Origin of the sequence: Aeromonas sp. 602396 (assembly GCF_049173735.1) — a bacterium.
GTDB lineage: Bacteria > Pseudomonadota > Gammaproteobacteria > Enterobacterales > Aeromonadaceae > Aeromonas > Aeromonas veronii_A.
Map to the genome: position 1 here is coordinate 23,484 of NZ_JAAKSD010000017.1, position 13,763 is coordinate 37,246.

Annotated in this window: 12 protein-coding genes and 2 tRNA genes; 1 reads left to right on the forward strand and 13 read right to left on the reverse strand. The window is 57.4% G+C overall.

Annotated features, from left to right (window positions below; genetic code table 11):
* Window positions 1-21 precede the first annotated feature (21 nt).
* Both G5229_RS17890 and G5229_RS17895 read right to left on the reverse strand, forming a co-directional pair.
* Window positions 22-630 carry a LysE family translocator gene (locus G5229_RS17890; RefSeq protein WP_058057313.1) on the reverse strand — a complete coding sequence of 203 codons (609 nt, stop codon included), beginning with the start codon at window positions 628-630 and terminating at the stop codon, window positions 22-24.
* Window positions 631-757: 127 nt separating this feature from the next.
* Window positions 758-1,699 carry a LysR family transcriptional regulator gene (locus G5229_RS17895; RefSeq protein ID WP_115522808.1) on the reverse strand — a complete coding sequence of 314 codons (942 nt, stop codon included), beginning with the start codon at window positions 1,697-1,699 and terminating at the stop codon, window positions 758-760.
* 225 nt (window positions 1,700-1,924) lie between these two features.
* On the opposite strand from G5229_RS17895, the gene G5229_RS17900 reads away from it, so the two are divergent.
* Complete coding sequence (locus G5229_RS17900) at window positions 1,925-3,013, forward strand: ketoacyl-ACP synthase III (protein WP_216979369.1); 1,089 nt, start codon at window positions 1,925-1,927, stop codon at window positions 3,011-3,013.
* A 226-nt stretch (window positions 3,014-3,239) separates the two neighbouring features.
* Here the strand turns inward: G5229_RS17900 and pnp are convergent, their stop codons facing one another.
* From pnp to tpiA, 11 genes are all read right to left on the reverse strand, one after another.
* Window positions 3,240-5,381: a polyribonucleotide nucleotidyltransferase gene (gene pnp / locus G5229_RS17905; protein WP_216979370.1), complete on the reverse strand. Its 2,142-nt coding sequence runs from the start codon at window positions 5,379-5,381 to the stop codon at window positions 3,240-3,242.
* A gap of 169 nt (window positions 5,382-5,550) precedes the next feature.
* Complete coding sequence (gene rpsO / locus G5229_RS17910) at window positions 5,551-5,820, reverse strand: 30S ribosomal protein S15 (protein ID WP_216979371.1); 270 nt, start codon at window positions 5,818-5,820, stop codon at window positions 5,551-5,553.
* Between the two features lie 146 nt (window positions 5,821-5,966).
* Window positions 5,967-6,917 (reverse strand): tRNA pseudouridine(55) synthase TruB, encoded by a 951-nt coding sequence (gene truB / locus G5229_RS17915; protein ID WP_245094887.1) that lies wholly within the window; start codon window positions 6,915-6,917, stop codon window positions 5,967-5,969.
* Window position 6,918: 1 nt separating this feature from the next.
* On the reverse strand, window positions 6,919-7,356 hold the full coding sequence (gene rbfA / locus G5229_RS17920; protein WP_236296001.1) for a 30S ribosome-binding factor RbfA: 438 nt from the start codon (window positions 7,354-7,356) through the stop codon (window positions 6,919-6,921).
* Window positions 7,357-7,411: 55 nt separating this feature from the next.
* Window positions 7,412-10,117, reverse strand: a complete 2,706-nt coding sequence (gene infB, locus G5229_RS17925; protein WP_421209889.1) for a translation initiation factor IF-2 — start codon at window positions 10,115-10,117, stop codon at window positions 7,412-7,414.
* Window positions 10,118-10,141: 24 nt separating this feature from the next.
* Window positions 10,142-11,641 (reverse strand): transcription termination factor NusA, encoded by a 1,500-nt coding sequence (nusA, locus tag G5229_RS17930; protein ID WP_421209891.1) that lies wholly within the window; start codon window positions 11,639-11,641, stop codon window positions 10,142-10,144.
* 14 nt (window positions 11,642-11,655) lie between these two features.
* The gene (rimP, locus tag G5229_RS17935) at window positions 11,656-12,114 is read right to left on the reverse strand and encodes a ribosome maturation factor RimP (protein WP_005338809.1); all 459 of its coding nucleotides are present in this window, start codon (window positions 12,112-12,114) and stop codon (window positions 11,656-11,658) included.
* Between the two features lie 166 nt (window positions 12,115-12,280).
* Window positions 12,281-12,357 (reverse strand) — tRNA-Met (locus G5229_RS17940).
* Window positions 12,358-12,449: 92 nt separating this feature from the next.
* Window positions 12,450-12,534 (reverse strand) — tRNA-Leu (locus G5229_RS17945).
* A 7-nt stretch (window positions 12,535-12,541) separates the two neighbouring features.
* On the reverse strand, window positions 12,542-12,868 hold the full coding sequence (gene secG, locus G5229_RS17950) for a preprotein translocase subunit SecG (protein WP_005338811.1): 327 nt from the start codon (window positions 12,866-12,868) through the stop codon (window positions 12,542-12,544).
* Window positions 12,869-13,633, reverse strand: a complete 765-nt coding sequence (tpiA, locus tag G5229_RS17955) for a triose-phosphate isomerase (protein ID WP_421209893.1) — start codon at window positions 13,631-13,633, stop codon at window positions 12,869-12,871.
* Window positions 13,634-13,763 lie beyond the last annotated feature (130 nt).

Consider the following 13,763-nt stretch of genomic DNA (forward strand, 5'->3'; position numbering starts at 1 on the left):
AGGTATCCGCAAAATGCAGGATTAGATAACCACCTTGAGTGCCAGCCCGAGCAGCACCAGGCCGCTCACCTTATCGATCACAAAGGATTTGGCTTTAAGCCACGCCAGCACCGGCCCGCGGGAGAGCACCAGCGCCACCAGCACGTACCAGACGGCATCGATCCCGCCCGCGGTGAGCATCATGATGCCCCCTTCGCTCCAGCCGGTATCGGCCCGCACAAACTGGCTGAACAGGGCGATGAAGAAAACCGCCAGCTGGGGGTTAAGGAAGGCAACCATAAAACCTTCAAAGGCCCCTTGCCGACCGCGCAACTGATGTACCTCTTCATTCCCTTCGTCACTGGCTGGTTTTGCCAGCAGGGCTTTCACCCCGAGCCAGGCAAGAAACGCGGCGCCGCCGTAGCGGATCAGATCAAACAGGATCGGTGTCTGGGTGATCAAAATGGAAAGGCCGAGCGCCGTGACCAGCGCATAGATACCAACCCCGAGGCCGTGGCCAAGCGCAGTAGCGACGCCGTGCCCCTGCCCGCCCTGCACCGTGTTGCGGATGATCAGCGCCAGACTCGGCCCCGGGCTGATGGCCCCCATCACGCAGATTGCGGCCAGTGCCAGCCAACTCGTCAGTTCCATGCTTTTCCTCTTTTGTGCTCGATATGATGACCTGCACTCAGGGTACGGGCTGAGCCATTATGCCAGTAGTGAAAGTTATGAATAGATTCCATAACCCATGGCTATAACGCCACACAACCGACTGCGGCTAACCGCCGAGATCGAGCAGCTTGCGACTCTCGCCAACGGTGCGTTGCAGATGATCCCGCAGGAAGGGGTAGGCCAGCTCGCGAAACCAGCGGTGGGCTGGATCCTGATGGTGGCGCTGATGCCACAGCAGATGATACTGCTGGTCGCGGGTAGCAAAGGGCAGATCGACAAAGGTGAGCTCATGGCCGCAGGAGAGCTGCCAGGCGATATGGGCCGGGGTGGTCATCAGGCAATCGGTGCGCAGCAACACCTCCACTGCCGCCTGAAAGAAGGGAACTCTGGCAAACCAGCGCCGACTCAGTCCCTGCGGCGCCAACACCTGCTCCACCGGGCTGTCCTTGTCGCCTCCCCCGCTCACCTGCAGGTGAGGCCAGGCGAGATAGTCATCGAGACTCAGCGCCTTGCCCGCCAGCGGGTGGTGACGTCCCATCAACACCGCCAGCCGATCTTCCCCCTGATGCAGACCACGGATCTGATCCGGTACCTGCTCGGTGATGGTGGAGACCAGATCCAGCTCGGACTGCCACAACTGCGGCAGCTGACGCTTGTCCCACAGGCTGTACTCCAGCGCCGCCAACGGCGCCTCTTTGGCGAGCGCGGCGCAGATATCTGGCAGAATATGCTGGGCAACATAATCAGAAGAGGCGAGCCGAAATACCCGCTCGCAGCGGCTCGGGTCAAATCCGGGCGCCTCGTAGAGCCGCTCCAGCGCACCGAGAGAATCCGCCAGCTGGGCGGCCAACAGTTCGGCCCGTGGCGTCAGCAGCCAGCGTTGCCCCTCCCGCACCAGCAACTCGTCATCAAACTCGCTGCGCAACTGGGCAAGCTGCTTGCTGATGGAGGGCTGACTCAGGTGCAACAGCTCGGCGGCGCGGCTGATATTGCGGGTCTCCAGCAGCACCTTGAGGGTCGGCAACAAGTTGAGATTGGCTCTGAGCAAGGAGATACCCTCATCGGTGGTGAAACGCCTATCTTAGGGCAGAGGAGTCCCGCGTTTTAAGCAAAATTTCCAGCCATGTTCCGCGCGTTGCAGCCCTTTGCGACCAGATGGCACAGCTGAGCCCCCTGCACATAACCATGACCACAAGATGACAGTGGTTGTCTCGTACGGCATAATTGCACGATTTTCCGCCCGCGGGCGATCCACTTGAGAAGCGGTAACAAGATGAAATACGCCAATATCACCGGCTGGGGCAAATGCCTGCCTCCCTCCGTGCTGACCAACGACGACCTCAGCACCATCATGGATACATCAGACGAGTGGATCTATCCGCGCACCGGCATCAAGGCCCGCCGGATCTCCCATGTCAGCACCTCGGATCTCGCCACCCTGGCCGGTCGCCGCGCACTGGCCTGCGCCGGTCTGGAAGCCAGCGATCTCGATGGCATCATCCTGGCCACCGCCACCCCGGACAACCTGCTGCCAAGTGCCGCCTCTGCGGTGCAAAAGAAGCTGGGCGCCGTCAACGCCGCCGTGTTTGACCTCAACGCGGCCTGCACCGGTTTCGTCTACTCCCTCTCCGTCGCTACCTCGCTGGTGCAGGCTGGCATGATGAAGAAGGTGCTGGTGATTGGCGCCGAGCGCCTCACCTACCTGCTGGACTGGGCACGCCGCGATACCGCCGTACTGTTTGGCGATGGTGCCGGTGCCGTGGTGATAGAGGCAAGCGAGCAGGAGTGTGGCCTGATCGCCAACAAGCTGGGTTGCGACAGCGAAGCGCGGGAGATCCTGCATGTACCGAACTTCGGTACCGACCGGGTGCGTTTTGCCGATATCGATGGCCTGTTCACCTTCAACTTCGAAGGGCCGGAGATCTTCAAACGTGCTGTGCGCGGCATGGGTGAGGCCACCAGCACTGTGCTGGCGCAGGCCGGTATTGCGCCGGAGCAGGTCGACCTGATCGTGCCGCACCAGGCCAATATCCGCATCATCGAGACCCTCGCCAAACGGATGAATGCGCCGATGGAGAAGGTGATGGTCAACATCGAAAACTACGGCAACACCTCCGCCGCTACCGTACCTATCGCCCTGTGCGAAGCGCTGGAGCAGGGGCGCGTCAAGCCGAATTCCTATCTGCTGACTGCCGCCTTCGGTGCCGGCCTGACCTGGGGCGCAGCCATCATCAAGTGGGGCGATCGTGTTACCCCTATCAACAAGTGCGAGGCCGAGTTGCCACCGTGCGACCAGAGCGCACTGGAACTGATTGCTCACGCCGTCGAAGGGTGTCAGAAGGCCCACGCCAACGAGGCCTGATCCTTATCAGGAGCCTGAATCCTCAGGCTCCTTTCTCCCACACCGTTCTCCCTCCCCCTTCGCAACACTTTTCTAACCTGACCTCTTGAGGCTCCGGCAATGCCCACCACATCCTGAGCAGAGAGCCAACTTCGGCGTGATGAGCCTGAGCGCATAAAAAAGTCCGGCGCCCCAAAGGGCGCCGGACTTTTTACTGCAACCGGAGAATCCGGTTCAGGAGGACAGATTACTCTGCGGCAGGCGCTTCGGCAGCAACCGGAGCATCAGCAGCCGGGGCTGCATCAGTCGGAGCGTTCGCTTCCTTGATGGAGAGACGTACGCGGCCCTGACGGTCCACTTCCAGTACCTTCACCTTGACCACGTCACCGATAGTCAGGTGGTCAGCCACGTTCTGAACGCGAGCATCGGTGATCTGGGAGATGTGTACCAGACCATCTTTGCCCGGCAGGATGTTGACGAATGCACCGAAATCGGCCAGACGGACAACTTTACCTTCATAGATGCGGTTCACTTCGATCTCGGCGGTGATGGCCTCAATGCGACGGATCGCTTCCATGGCAGCTTCGTTGGCCACAGCGGAGATACGTACAGTACCGTCATCATCCAACTCGATGTTGGTGCCGGTCTCTTCGGTCAGCGCACGGATCACGGAACCACCCTTACCGATCACGTCCTTGATCTTCTCAGGATTGATCTTGATGGTGTGGATACGCGGTGCGAAATCGGAGATCTGGGCACGGGGAGCCTGGATTGCTTCATCCATCACTTTCAGGATGTGCAGACGAGCACCACGAGCTTGCTTCAGCGCAATCTCCATGATCTCTTTGGTGATGCCTTCGATCTTGATGTCCATTTGCAGCGCGGTCACACCTTCGGTGGTACCGGCTACTTTGAAGTCCATGTCGCCCAGGTGATCTTCGTCACCCAGAATGTCGGACAGCACGACGAAACCTTCTTCTTCCTTCACCAGACCCATGGCGATACCGGCGACGGAAGCCTTGATCGGCACACCGGCATCCATCAGCGCCAGAGAGGAACCACAGACAGACGCCATGGAGGAGGAGCCGTTGGATTCAGTGATTTCAGACACCACGCGCACCACGTACGGGAACTCAGCAGCACTCGGCATCACGGCAGCAACACCGCGCTTGGCCAGACGGCCGTGACCGATTTCACGACGCTTCGGGCTACCCATCATGCCGGTCTCACCGACGCAGTATGGCGGGAAGTTGTAGTGTAGCATGAAGCGATCGGCACGGTTGCCGGTCAGCTCGTCGATGTTCTGGGCGTCACGCTCGGTACCCAGGGTCGCAACGACCATAGCCTGGGTTTCACCACGAGTGAACAGGGCAGAACCGTGAGCACGGGGCAATACGCCGGTAGCGACAGACAGGGCACGGATCATTTCCGGATCGCGACCATCGATACGCGGCTCACCACGCACTACGCGGCCACGAACGATGCGGCTTTCCAGGCTGTGGAACTCTTCGCCGATCTTCTTGGCATCTTCTTCCACGCCGGAAGCGATAACTTGCTCAACCACACGACCCTTGATGGCCGCGATGGTTTCGTAACGAACAGCCTTCTCGGTGATGCGGTAGGCTTCACCCAGCTCGGCGCTCGCCAGCTCGGCAACCTTGGCTTTCAGCGCTTCGTTGACGACAGGCGGAGTCCAGTCCCACGGCTTGGTGCCGACGGCAGCGGCAAATTCGTTGATGGCGTTGATAACGGTCTGCATCTGCTCGTGACCGTATACCACGGCGCCCAGCATCACCTCTTCGGAGAGGATGGCCGCTTCGGACTCAACCATCAGTACGGCGTTGGCAGTACCGGCAACAACCAGATCCAGATCGCTCTGTGGCAGTTCGGTGGTGGTCGGGTTCAGCACATACTGACCGTTCATGTAACCCACGCGAGCAGCACCGATCGGGCCGCCAAACGGAATGCCGGAGATGGCCAGCGCAGCAGAGGCGCCGATCATGGCAACGATATCGGGGGAGACTGCCGGATTCACGGACATGACGGTGGCAACCACCTGAACCTCATTGAAGAAGCCTTCCGGGAACAACGGACGAATTGGACGGTCGATCAGACGGGAGATGAGGGTCTCGCCTTCGCTCGGACGGCCTTCACGACGGAAGAAACCACCCGGGATACGACCAGCAGCATAGGTACGCTCCTGGTAGTTGACGGTCAGCGGGAAGAAATCACGGCCGTGATCGGCCTCTTTCTTGCCTACGACGGTCACAAATACACAGGTATCGTCCATGCTGACCATAACGGCCGCAGTGGCTTGACGGGCCATCACACCGGTTTCCAGTGTGACGGTGTGTTGACCGTACTGGAATGACTTAACAATAGGATTCACGTGAATTTCCTTTTTACAATTTGGCTCTTTAAATTCGCGCACAAGTATACTTGATTCGATGCAAAAGGTAAGCGGCGACACAAATTCTGTGAGGATGGCAACAAGCCGCTAAAGAGCAATAAAAAAGGGGAACCCGGAGGTTCCCCTTTTCGCGAAATCTGATGGTCGATTAACGACGCAGACCCAGCTTGGCGATCAGAGCAGCATAACGCTCGGAATCTTTACGCTTCAGGTAGTCCAGCAGCTTACGACGCTGGGAAACCATGCGCAGCAGACCGCGACGACCGTGGTGGTCCTTGGAGTGCTCTTTGAAGTGACCTTGCAGATGGTTGATCTGGGCAGTCAGCAGGGCAACTTGCACTTCGGGGGAACCGGTGTCGTTGGCACCACGAGCGTGCTCGGCAACGATTTGAGCTTTGATCTCAGCATTTAGAGACATGGTATTACTCCAGTAGAGTGTTTAAAGGTTCACAGCCAATCTCTAATTCAGCCGTGAAATGAGGGCGGTATGATAATCGTCCCTGCCCATTTTCGCAACGAGAAAGAAGCGAGAGAGGGAAAGAGCACGCCGATACCGCCTGAGGATCACTCCTCGTCGTGATAACGTACCAGTCGCTTGGGGGCGACGCGGCCATCATCATCAATCTCGCCAACCCCGATGAACTCGCGCTCCGGGCCGACCGTCATACGAACCTGACCGCTGTGCGGCGCACCCGCCACCTGCACGGCCTGGCCCTGATTCACATAGGCAGCCACAACAGCCAGCATGTTCACCTCGGGCAAGCTTGCCACGGCAGTATCCATCGGCAGCAACAGGGGATCCAGCTGCTCGCGCGGCGGGATGCTCTCGGCCTTGGCCTGCTCGAAAATACACTCGAGCTGCTCCAGAGTCAGCATCCGCTCGTACGGATAGCTGGCCACCTGGGTACGGCGCAACTGGGTCACGTGGGCGCCACAACCCAGCACTTCACCCAGATCATCCACCAGAGAGCGGATATAGGTGCCCTTGCTGCAGTGCACTTCAAGGCGCACTTCATCACCTTCGAAACTCAGCAGTTTGAGCTCGAATACGGTGATGGGACGGGCTTCACGCTCAATCTCGATACCTTCGCGGGCATATTCGTAGAGCGGACGGCCGTTGTGCTTGAGCGCGGAGTACATGGACGGCACCTGCATGATGGGGCCGCGGAACTGGTCCAGCGCCTCAATCAGGGTACCGACAGCCACGTTCACCGGACGGGTGGAGACCACCTCACCATCGGAGTCGCTGGTGTTGGTGCGCTCGCCCAGTTTGGCGGTCACCTCATAGCGCTTGTCCGCTTCCAGCAGATACTGGGAGAACTTGGTGGCCTCACCGAGGCAAATCGGCAGCATGCCGGTCGCCAGCGGATCCAGCGCCCCGGTATGACCGGCCTTGGCAGCGTTGTAAATCCGCTTGACCTTCTGCAACACATCGTTGGAGGTCAGGCCGGTCGGCTTGTCCAGCAGCAGAATGCCGTGCACATCACGGCCCTTGAAACGACGTCTTCGGGTCATCTCAGGCTTTATCCTCAGTCGTGTCATCCGGTGCGGATTCAGCTTCTTCGTCACGGCCGGATTCGGCCATGCGGCGCTTGTCTTCACGCACAGTCTTGGTCACCAGGTTGGAGAGACGCATCCCCTCGACCAGGGTCTGGTCGTAGTAGAAACGCAGCTCGGGCACCACGCGCAGACGCATGGCACTGCCCAGCAGACTACGGATATATCCGGCTGCTTCGGTCAGACCCTGCAAGCCTTCCTTGATGCGCTCGGCATCATTTTCCAGCTGCAAGAAGGTGACGTAAATTTTGGCATAGTTGAGGTCACGGGACACTTCCACATCGGAAACGGTCACCATGCCGATGCGCGGGTCTTTCACCTCGCGCTGCAGGATCAGCGCGATTTCACGCTGGATCTGCTGTCCGACCCGACGGGTCCGGCTGAATTCTCTGGCCATATTCTATCCTGCGATAAAAGGGGGCCGCGGCCCCCTATTTTGTCTAACTCTCGGCTTACAGAGTCCGTTGGATTTCAACAGTCTCGTAAACTTCGATCTGGTCGCCTTCGCGCACGTCGTTGTAGTTCTTGACCGCGATACCACACTCGTAGCCGTTGCGAACTTCGTTGACGTCATCCTTGAAGCGGCGCAGGGATTCCAGCTCGCCTTCATAGATAACCACGTTGTCACGCAGAACGCGGATACGGTTGGAACGCTTGACCACACCTTCGGTAACCATACAGCCGGCAACGGCGCCGAACTTCGGAGACTTGAAGACGCTACGCACTTCAGCCAGACCGATGATTTCCTGACGATACTCTGGGGCCAGCTTGCCGCTCATGGCCTGCTTCACTTCGTCGATCAGGTCATAGATGACGGAGTAGTAACGCAGATCCAGGCTCTCGGATTCGATAACCTTGCGCGCAGACGCGTCGGCACGGACGTTGAAACCAACCAGGATGGCGCTGGAAGCGGCAGCCAGGGTCGCGTCGGTTTCGGTGATACCACCTACGCCGGAACCCACGATCTTCACCTTCACTTCGTCGGTGGAGAGTTTGACCAGCGCATCGCAGATCGCTTCCACAGAACCTTGTACGTCGGCCTTGATCACCACGTTCACTTCGGACACTTCGCCCTCGGTCATGTTAGCGAACATGTTTTCCAGCTTGGCCTTCTGCTGGCGAGCCAGCTTGACTTCGCGGAACTTGCCTTGACGGTAGAGCGCCACTTCACGGGCTTTCTTCTCGTCACGGACAACGGTGGCTTCGTCACCGGCAGAGGGAACGCCGGACAGACCCAGGATTTCCACCGGCAGGGACGGACCCGCTTCCTTGATCTCGCGACCCAGTTCGTCACGCATGGCGCGAACACGGCCGTACTCGAGACCACACAGAACGATGTCGCCCTGACGCAGAGTACCCTCTTGTACCAGTACGGTAGCAACCGGACCACGACCTTTATCCAGGAAGGATTCGATCACGACGCCGTTGGCCATACCGTCAACCACCGCTTTCAGCTCCAGTACTTCAGCCTGGATCAGGATGGCTTCCAGCAGATCGTCGATACCCTGACCGGACTTGGCAGATACGTGCACGAACTGGCAGTCTCCACCCCAATCCTCGGACATGACGTTGTAACGAGCCAACTCGGTCTTGACGCGATCCGGATCCGCTTCCGGCTTGTCGATCTTGTTGACTGCCACAACCAGCGGCACACCGGCAGCCTTGGCGTGCTGGATAGCTTCGATGGTTTGCGGCATCACGCCGTCGTCAGCAGCAACGACCAGAACAACGATGTCGGTCGCCTTGGCACCACGAGCACGCATGGAGGTAAACGCCGCGTGACCCGGAGTATCCAGGAAGGTGATCATGCCGCTATCAGTCTGAACGTGGTAAGCACCGATATGCTGGGTAATACCACCGGCCTCGCCAGCAGCAACCTTGGCTTTACGAATGTAGTCCAGCAGCGAGGTCTTGCCGTGGTCAACGTGACCCATGATGGTCACGACCGGTGCACGGGGCTTGGCTTCGGAGGTCTCGTCACGATCGGACAGTACCGCCTCTTCCAGCTCGTTCTCGCGACGCAGCACAACCTTGTGACCCATCTCCTCGGCGACCAGCTGAGCGGTCTCCTGGTCAATCACCTGGTTGATGGTGGCCATGGCACCCATCTTCATCATCGCCTTGATGACTTCAACTCCCTTGACGGCCATCTTGTTGGCCAGCTCGGCCACTGTGATGGTCTCGCCGATGACAACGTCGCGGTTCACCACGGCAGCCGGCTTGTTGAAGCCATGCTTCATGGCGTTCGGGGTAGCGACCTTGCCACGTTTGCCTTTACGGGCACGCGGATCACGGGAGTTGCGATCATTGCGATCATCATCGCGACGACCCGCCTTTTTCGGGGCCTTGACAGCGGCGGCGGCAGTACGGCGGCTGGTCTCTTCTTTGCGATCCAGCTCGTCTTCTGCAGCTTGCGCATGCTTGTTGGTAGTCAGGTGATAATCGCTGCTCTCTTTTGCACGAGCGGCTTCTTCTTCAGCCCAGCGGGCTGCGTTCTGTTCCGCCATGATGCGAGCCTCTTCGGCTTTCTTCGCGGCGAGTTCTTCAGCTTTTTTCAAAGCTGTCTGTTCCTGTTGGCGCTTCAGTTCTTCTGCTTCGCGCTTGGCCATCTTTTCTGCCTCTTGCTGAGCTGTGCTACTGGCTGCTTTGGCGGGCTGTGAAGCCTGTCGAGCCTTTTGTTGTGCCTCGATCCGCGCCTTTTCCTCAGCTTCACGACGAGCCTGCTCAGCCTCACGGCGAGCCTTCTCTTCAGCGTCGAGGCGAGCCTTCTCTTCGGCTTCGCGACGAGCTTTTTCTTCTGCTTCCAAACGCGCTTTTTCCTCGGCTTCCGCCTGACGCTGTTCTTCTTCCAGCGCCGAGCGTCTTACATAGGTGCGAGATTTGCGAACTTCCACCTGCACTTCTTTGTTCTTGCCGCCGGTTCCCTGAACACTGATGGTGCTCTTGGTCTTGCGCTGCAAAGTCATGCGGGCAGGAGCGGCGACCTCGTCACCTCCATGCTGTTTCTTCAGGTGTGCCAGCAGAGTCTGCTTTTCAGACTCGCTGACCATGTCGTCGGCCTTGCTCTTGCTGATACCGGCATCGACAAACTGCTGGAGAAGACGATCAACCGGTGTGTCGATGTCAGTGGCAAGTTGTTTGACTGATACTTCTGCCATTCATTTTCCTCCGTTTGATCTTACTTAAGACTGCTCTTCTCCGAACCAACAGATATTGCGAGCAGCCATAATGAGCTCACCCGCCTTCTCGGCAGTCAGCCCTTCAATACCAGCAAGGTCATCAATACCTTGCTCAGCCAAATCTTCCAGGGTGCCCACGCCGCGACCCGCCAGAGCGTATGCCAGTTCACGACTCAGACCGTTCAGATTGAGCAGCTCTTCGGACGGCTCGACGCCATCGAAAGACTCTTCTTTGGCCAGTGCCTTGGTAGTCAGGGCATCTTTGGCGCGCTTGCGCAGCTCTTCGACCATGTCTTCATCCAGACCGTCGATAGCCAGCAACTCGTTGACCGGTACGAAGGCGATCTCTTCCAGGGTCGAGAAGCCCTCTTCCATCAGCAGACCGGCGAAATCGTCATCGATATCCAGGGTGCTGGTGAACAGGTTCATGATGCGGTCGTTCTCGGCCTGGTGCTTGGCACGCATGTCCTCAACGGTCATCACGTTCAGCTCCCAACCGGTCAGCTGGGAGGCCAGACGCACGTTCTGACCATTGCGACCGATGGCCTGGGCCAGGTTGGCAGCTTCCACGGCGATATCCATGGTGTGGTTGTCTTCATCAACGATGATGGAGGCCACATCGGCAGGTGCCATGGCATTGATCACGTACTGGGCCGGGTTGTCATCGTACAGCACGATGTCTGCACGCTCACCGCTCAGCTCGGCGGAGACAGCTTGCACACGGGCACCACGCATACCTATACAGGCACCGATCGGGTCGATACGACGATCGTTGGTCTTCACCGCGATCTTGGCGCGGGAACCCGGATCACGGGCAGCGCCCATGATTTCGATCATCTCTTCACCGATCTCCGGTACTTCGATACGGAACAGCTCTTTCAGGAAGTCCGGGCTGGAACGGCTGACAAACAGCTGGGAACCACGGGCTTCCGGACGCACTGCATAGAGCAGGCCACGGACACGGTCACCCGGGCGGAAGGTTTCACGCGGCAGCATGTCATCACGGAAGATCACGGCTTCAGCATTGCTGCCCAGATCCAGGATGACGTTGTCGCGGTTGCTCTTCTTGACCACACCACTGATGATGGTGCCTTCTTTATCTTTAAACTGATCAACTACTTGTGAACGCTCGGCTTCGCGCACTTTCTGCACGATAACCTGCTTGGCGGTCTGGGTAGTGATACGGTCGAAGGTCACAGAATCGATCTGGTCTTCAACATACTCACCGATCTGGATATCCGGCTGATCAATTTGTGCCGCTTCCAGGGTGATTTCAGCATAGGGGTTCTCCATCGCGGCTTGATCCGCAATGACTACCCAGCGGCGATAAGTGTCGTAGTCACCGGTCTTGCGATCGATTTCAACCCGAACTTCAATCTCGCCTTCATATTTCTTCTTGGTCGCAGTCGCCAGCGCGGTTTCCAGAGCCTGGAAGATCTTCTCGCGGGGTACCGCTTTCTCGTTGGATACTGCGTCAACGACCAGCAAAATCTCTTTATTCATATCCGATAGCCTCGTTAACCAAAGTTCGGCACTATGTTCGCTTTTTGGATATTAGTGAAAGCCAACACGTCGTCCTTACCATCTACTGTCAGGGTGATCATGTCGCCTTGCACAGCTTTGATTACGCCTTTGAACTTGCGGCGGTTGTTTGTTGCCATCCGAAGCGTTACCGCCGCCTCTTGGCCAACGTATTTTTCGAAATGGGCAACCTTGAACAGGGGACGATCCAGGCCTGGGGAGGATACCTCGAGGTAGTACTCCTCGGTGATGGGATCTTCGACGTCCATGATGGCGCCAACCTGATGGCTGACCTCAGCACAGTTCTCGACAGTCACACCCTGCTCGCCGTCAATATAGACACGCAAGGTGGAGTGTTTACCCGCGCGGATAAACTCAATACCCCAAAGTTCAAAACCCAAGGCAACGACCGGAGCCTCGAGCAGATCGGTCAAACGTTGTTCCAACGTAGCCAAAGTCACCCTCCGAAAAACAAAAAAAGGGCATAAAGCCCAGATAGATATCGATTCAGAGTAAATTGCACATAACAAAAAGCCCCGATGTCAAATCGGGGCTTGGCGCTTTACCCTGATTGTCGCCTCGCAGCGACCGCCTTCCTGAGCGTAGGAAATGCGTGAAATTTGGTTGCGGGGGCCGGATTTGAACCGACGACCTTCGGGTTATGAGCCCGACGAGCTACCATGCTGCTCCACCCCGCGTCCGAAATCGTGCGAGATTATAGCCACTTCACTCTCTCGATACAAGACTGACTGGCTATAATACACCCGGTTTCCCGAGCTCACTGCTTAATTGGTGCCGTGGGCGGGACTCGAACCCGCACACCCTAGAGCACTACCCCCTCAAGATAGCGTGTCTACCAATTCCACCACCACGGCAAAACTCTTACTCGGGAACGTCAGTATCTTTCTTCACTGGCGCTTTGGTCTGCTCAACCTGTTGTGTTTGTTGCAGATTTTCCCACTCACTACCCTGCTTGACCTTGTTGCTGGACATAGATCCAAGCACTAGGCTGATAACGAAAAACAGAGTAGCCAAAATTGCTGTTGTTCGGGTCAGGAAACTGCCTGAACCACCGGAGCCGAATACTGTGTTCGATGCCCCTGCGCCGAAGGAGGCGCCCATATCAGCCCCTTTACCTTGCTGAATCATCACCAGACCAATCAGAGCCAGTGAAACCAGCAGATAAACGACTAAAAGAATCTCGTACATTTAACTTGCACCCTTTGCCGCTTCAACAATTCCTAAAAACGCATCGCTATCGAGGCTTGCTCCGCCAATCAGTCCGCCATCAATGTCGGGCTGTGCAAACAAATCTCTCGCGTTGCTCGGCGTTACGCTCCCACCATAGATGATTCTAACTTTCTCACCTATTACCGGAGTATCCTCCGCCAAGCGACCACGTATAAAGGAATGAACCTCTTGTGCCTGCTCGGGTGTGGCGCATTTACCTGTACCTACAGCCCAAATCGGCTCGTAGGCGATGATAGCATTATCGAAAGCCATCGCGCCATTTTTCTCTATGACGATATCCAGCTCTTCAGCGATCACCTCGAAGGCTCTTCTCGCCTGCCTCGCCGCACCTGATTCACCTAAACAGAGGATGGGAATCAAGCCTGCCGCTCTGGCTGCCGCAAACTTTTCTGCGACTATAAAACTGGTCTCACCAAAGAGACGCCTGCGCTCGGAGTGCCCTACCAATACGTAACGACACCCTGCCTCAACCAGCATCTGACACGAGATTTCTCCGGTGTAAGCGCCAGTAGCGTGCTGACTCACATTCTGAGCCCCCAACTTTATTACCTTCTGCTCATTGAGCAGTGAAGCGCAAAAGTCGAGATGCACATGGGAAGGACAGAGAACCACATCTACTTTTCCGTCAACGCCGCTCAGGCACTGACTCGTAAACTGCTCTAACTGCGACCTACTACCGTGCAACTTCCAGTTGGCTGCTACAAACGGCTTGCGATGTCCCATCGGCAACTCCCTTGCGAAAGCGGGGCTGATAATATCCAGTGGATGCTCAGCTGACAAGTGCTATTTTTAAATTTTTGAATCGTTTGAACAAGATACAACCAGGACGGCTAAAAAGCCGCCCTGGTTGTTC

Coding starts and splice junctions, on each gene's coding strand:
- nusA (WP_421209891.1), bottom strand. CDS start 11,641: ATGAATAAAGAGATTTTGCTGGTCGTTGACGCAGTATCCAACGAGAAA.
- G5229_RS17900 (WP_216979369.1), top strand. CDS start 1,925: ATGAAATACGCCAATATCACCGGCTGGGGCAAATGCCTGCCTCCCTCC.
- secG (WP_005338811.1), bottom strand. CDS start 12,868: ATGTACGAGATTCTTTTAGTCGTTTATCTGCTGGTTTCACTGGCTCTG.
- truB (WP_245094887.1), bottom strand. CDS start 6,917: ATGACCCGAAGACGTCGTTTCAAGGGCCGTGATGTGCACGGCATTCTG.
- G5229_RS17890 (WP_058057313.1), bottom strand. CDS start 630: ATGGAACTGACGAGTTGGCTGGCACTGGCCGCAATCTGCGTGATGGGG.
- infB (WP_421209889.1), bottom strand. CDS start 10,117: ATGGCAGAAGTATCAGTCAAACAACTTGCCACTGACATCGACACACCG.
- rpsO (WP_216979371.1), bottom strand. CDS start 5,820: ATGTCTCTAAATGCTGAGATCAAAGCTCAAATCGTTGCCGAGCACGCT.
- rbfA (WP_236296001.1), bottom strand. CDS start 7,356: ATGGCCAGAGAATTCAGCCGGACCCGTCGGGTCGGACAGCAGATCCAG.
- tpiA (WP_421209893.1), bottom strand. CDS start 13,633: ATGGGACATCGCAAGCCGTTTGTAGCAGCCAACTGGAAGTTGCACGGT.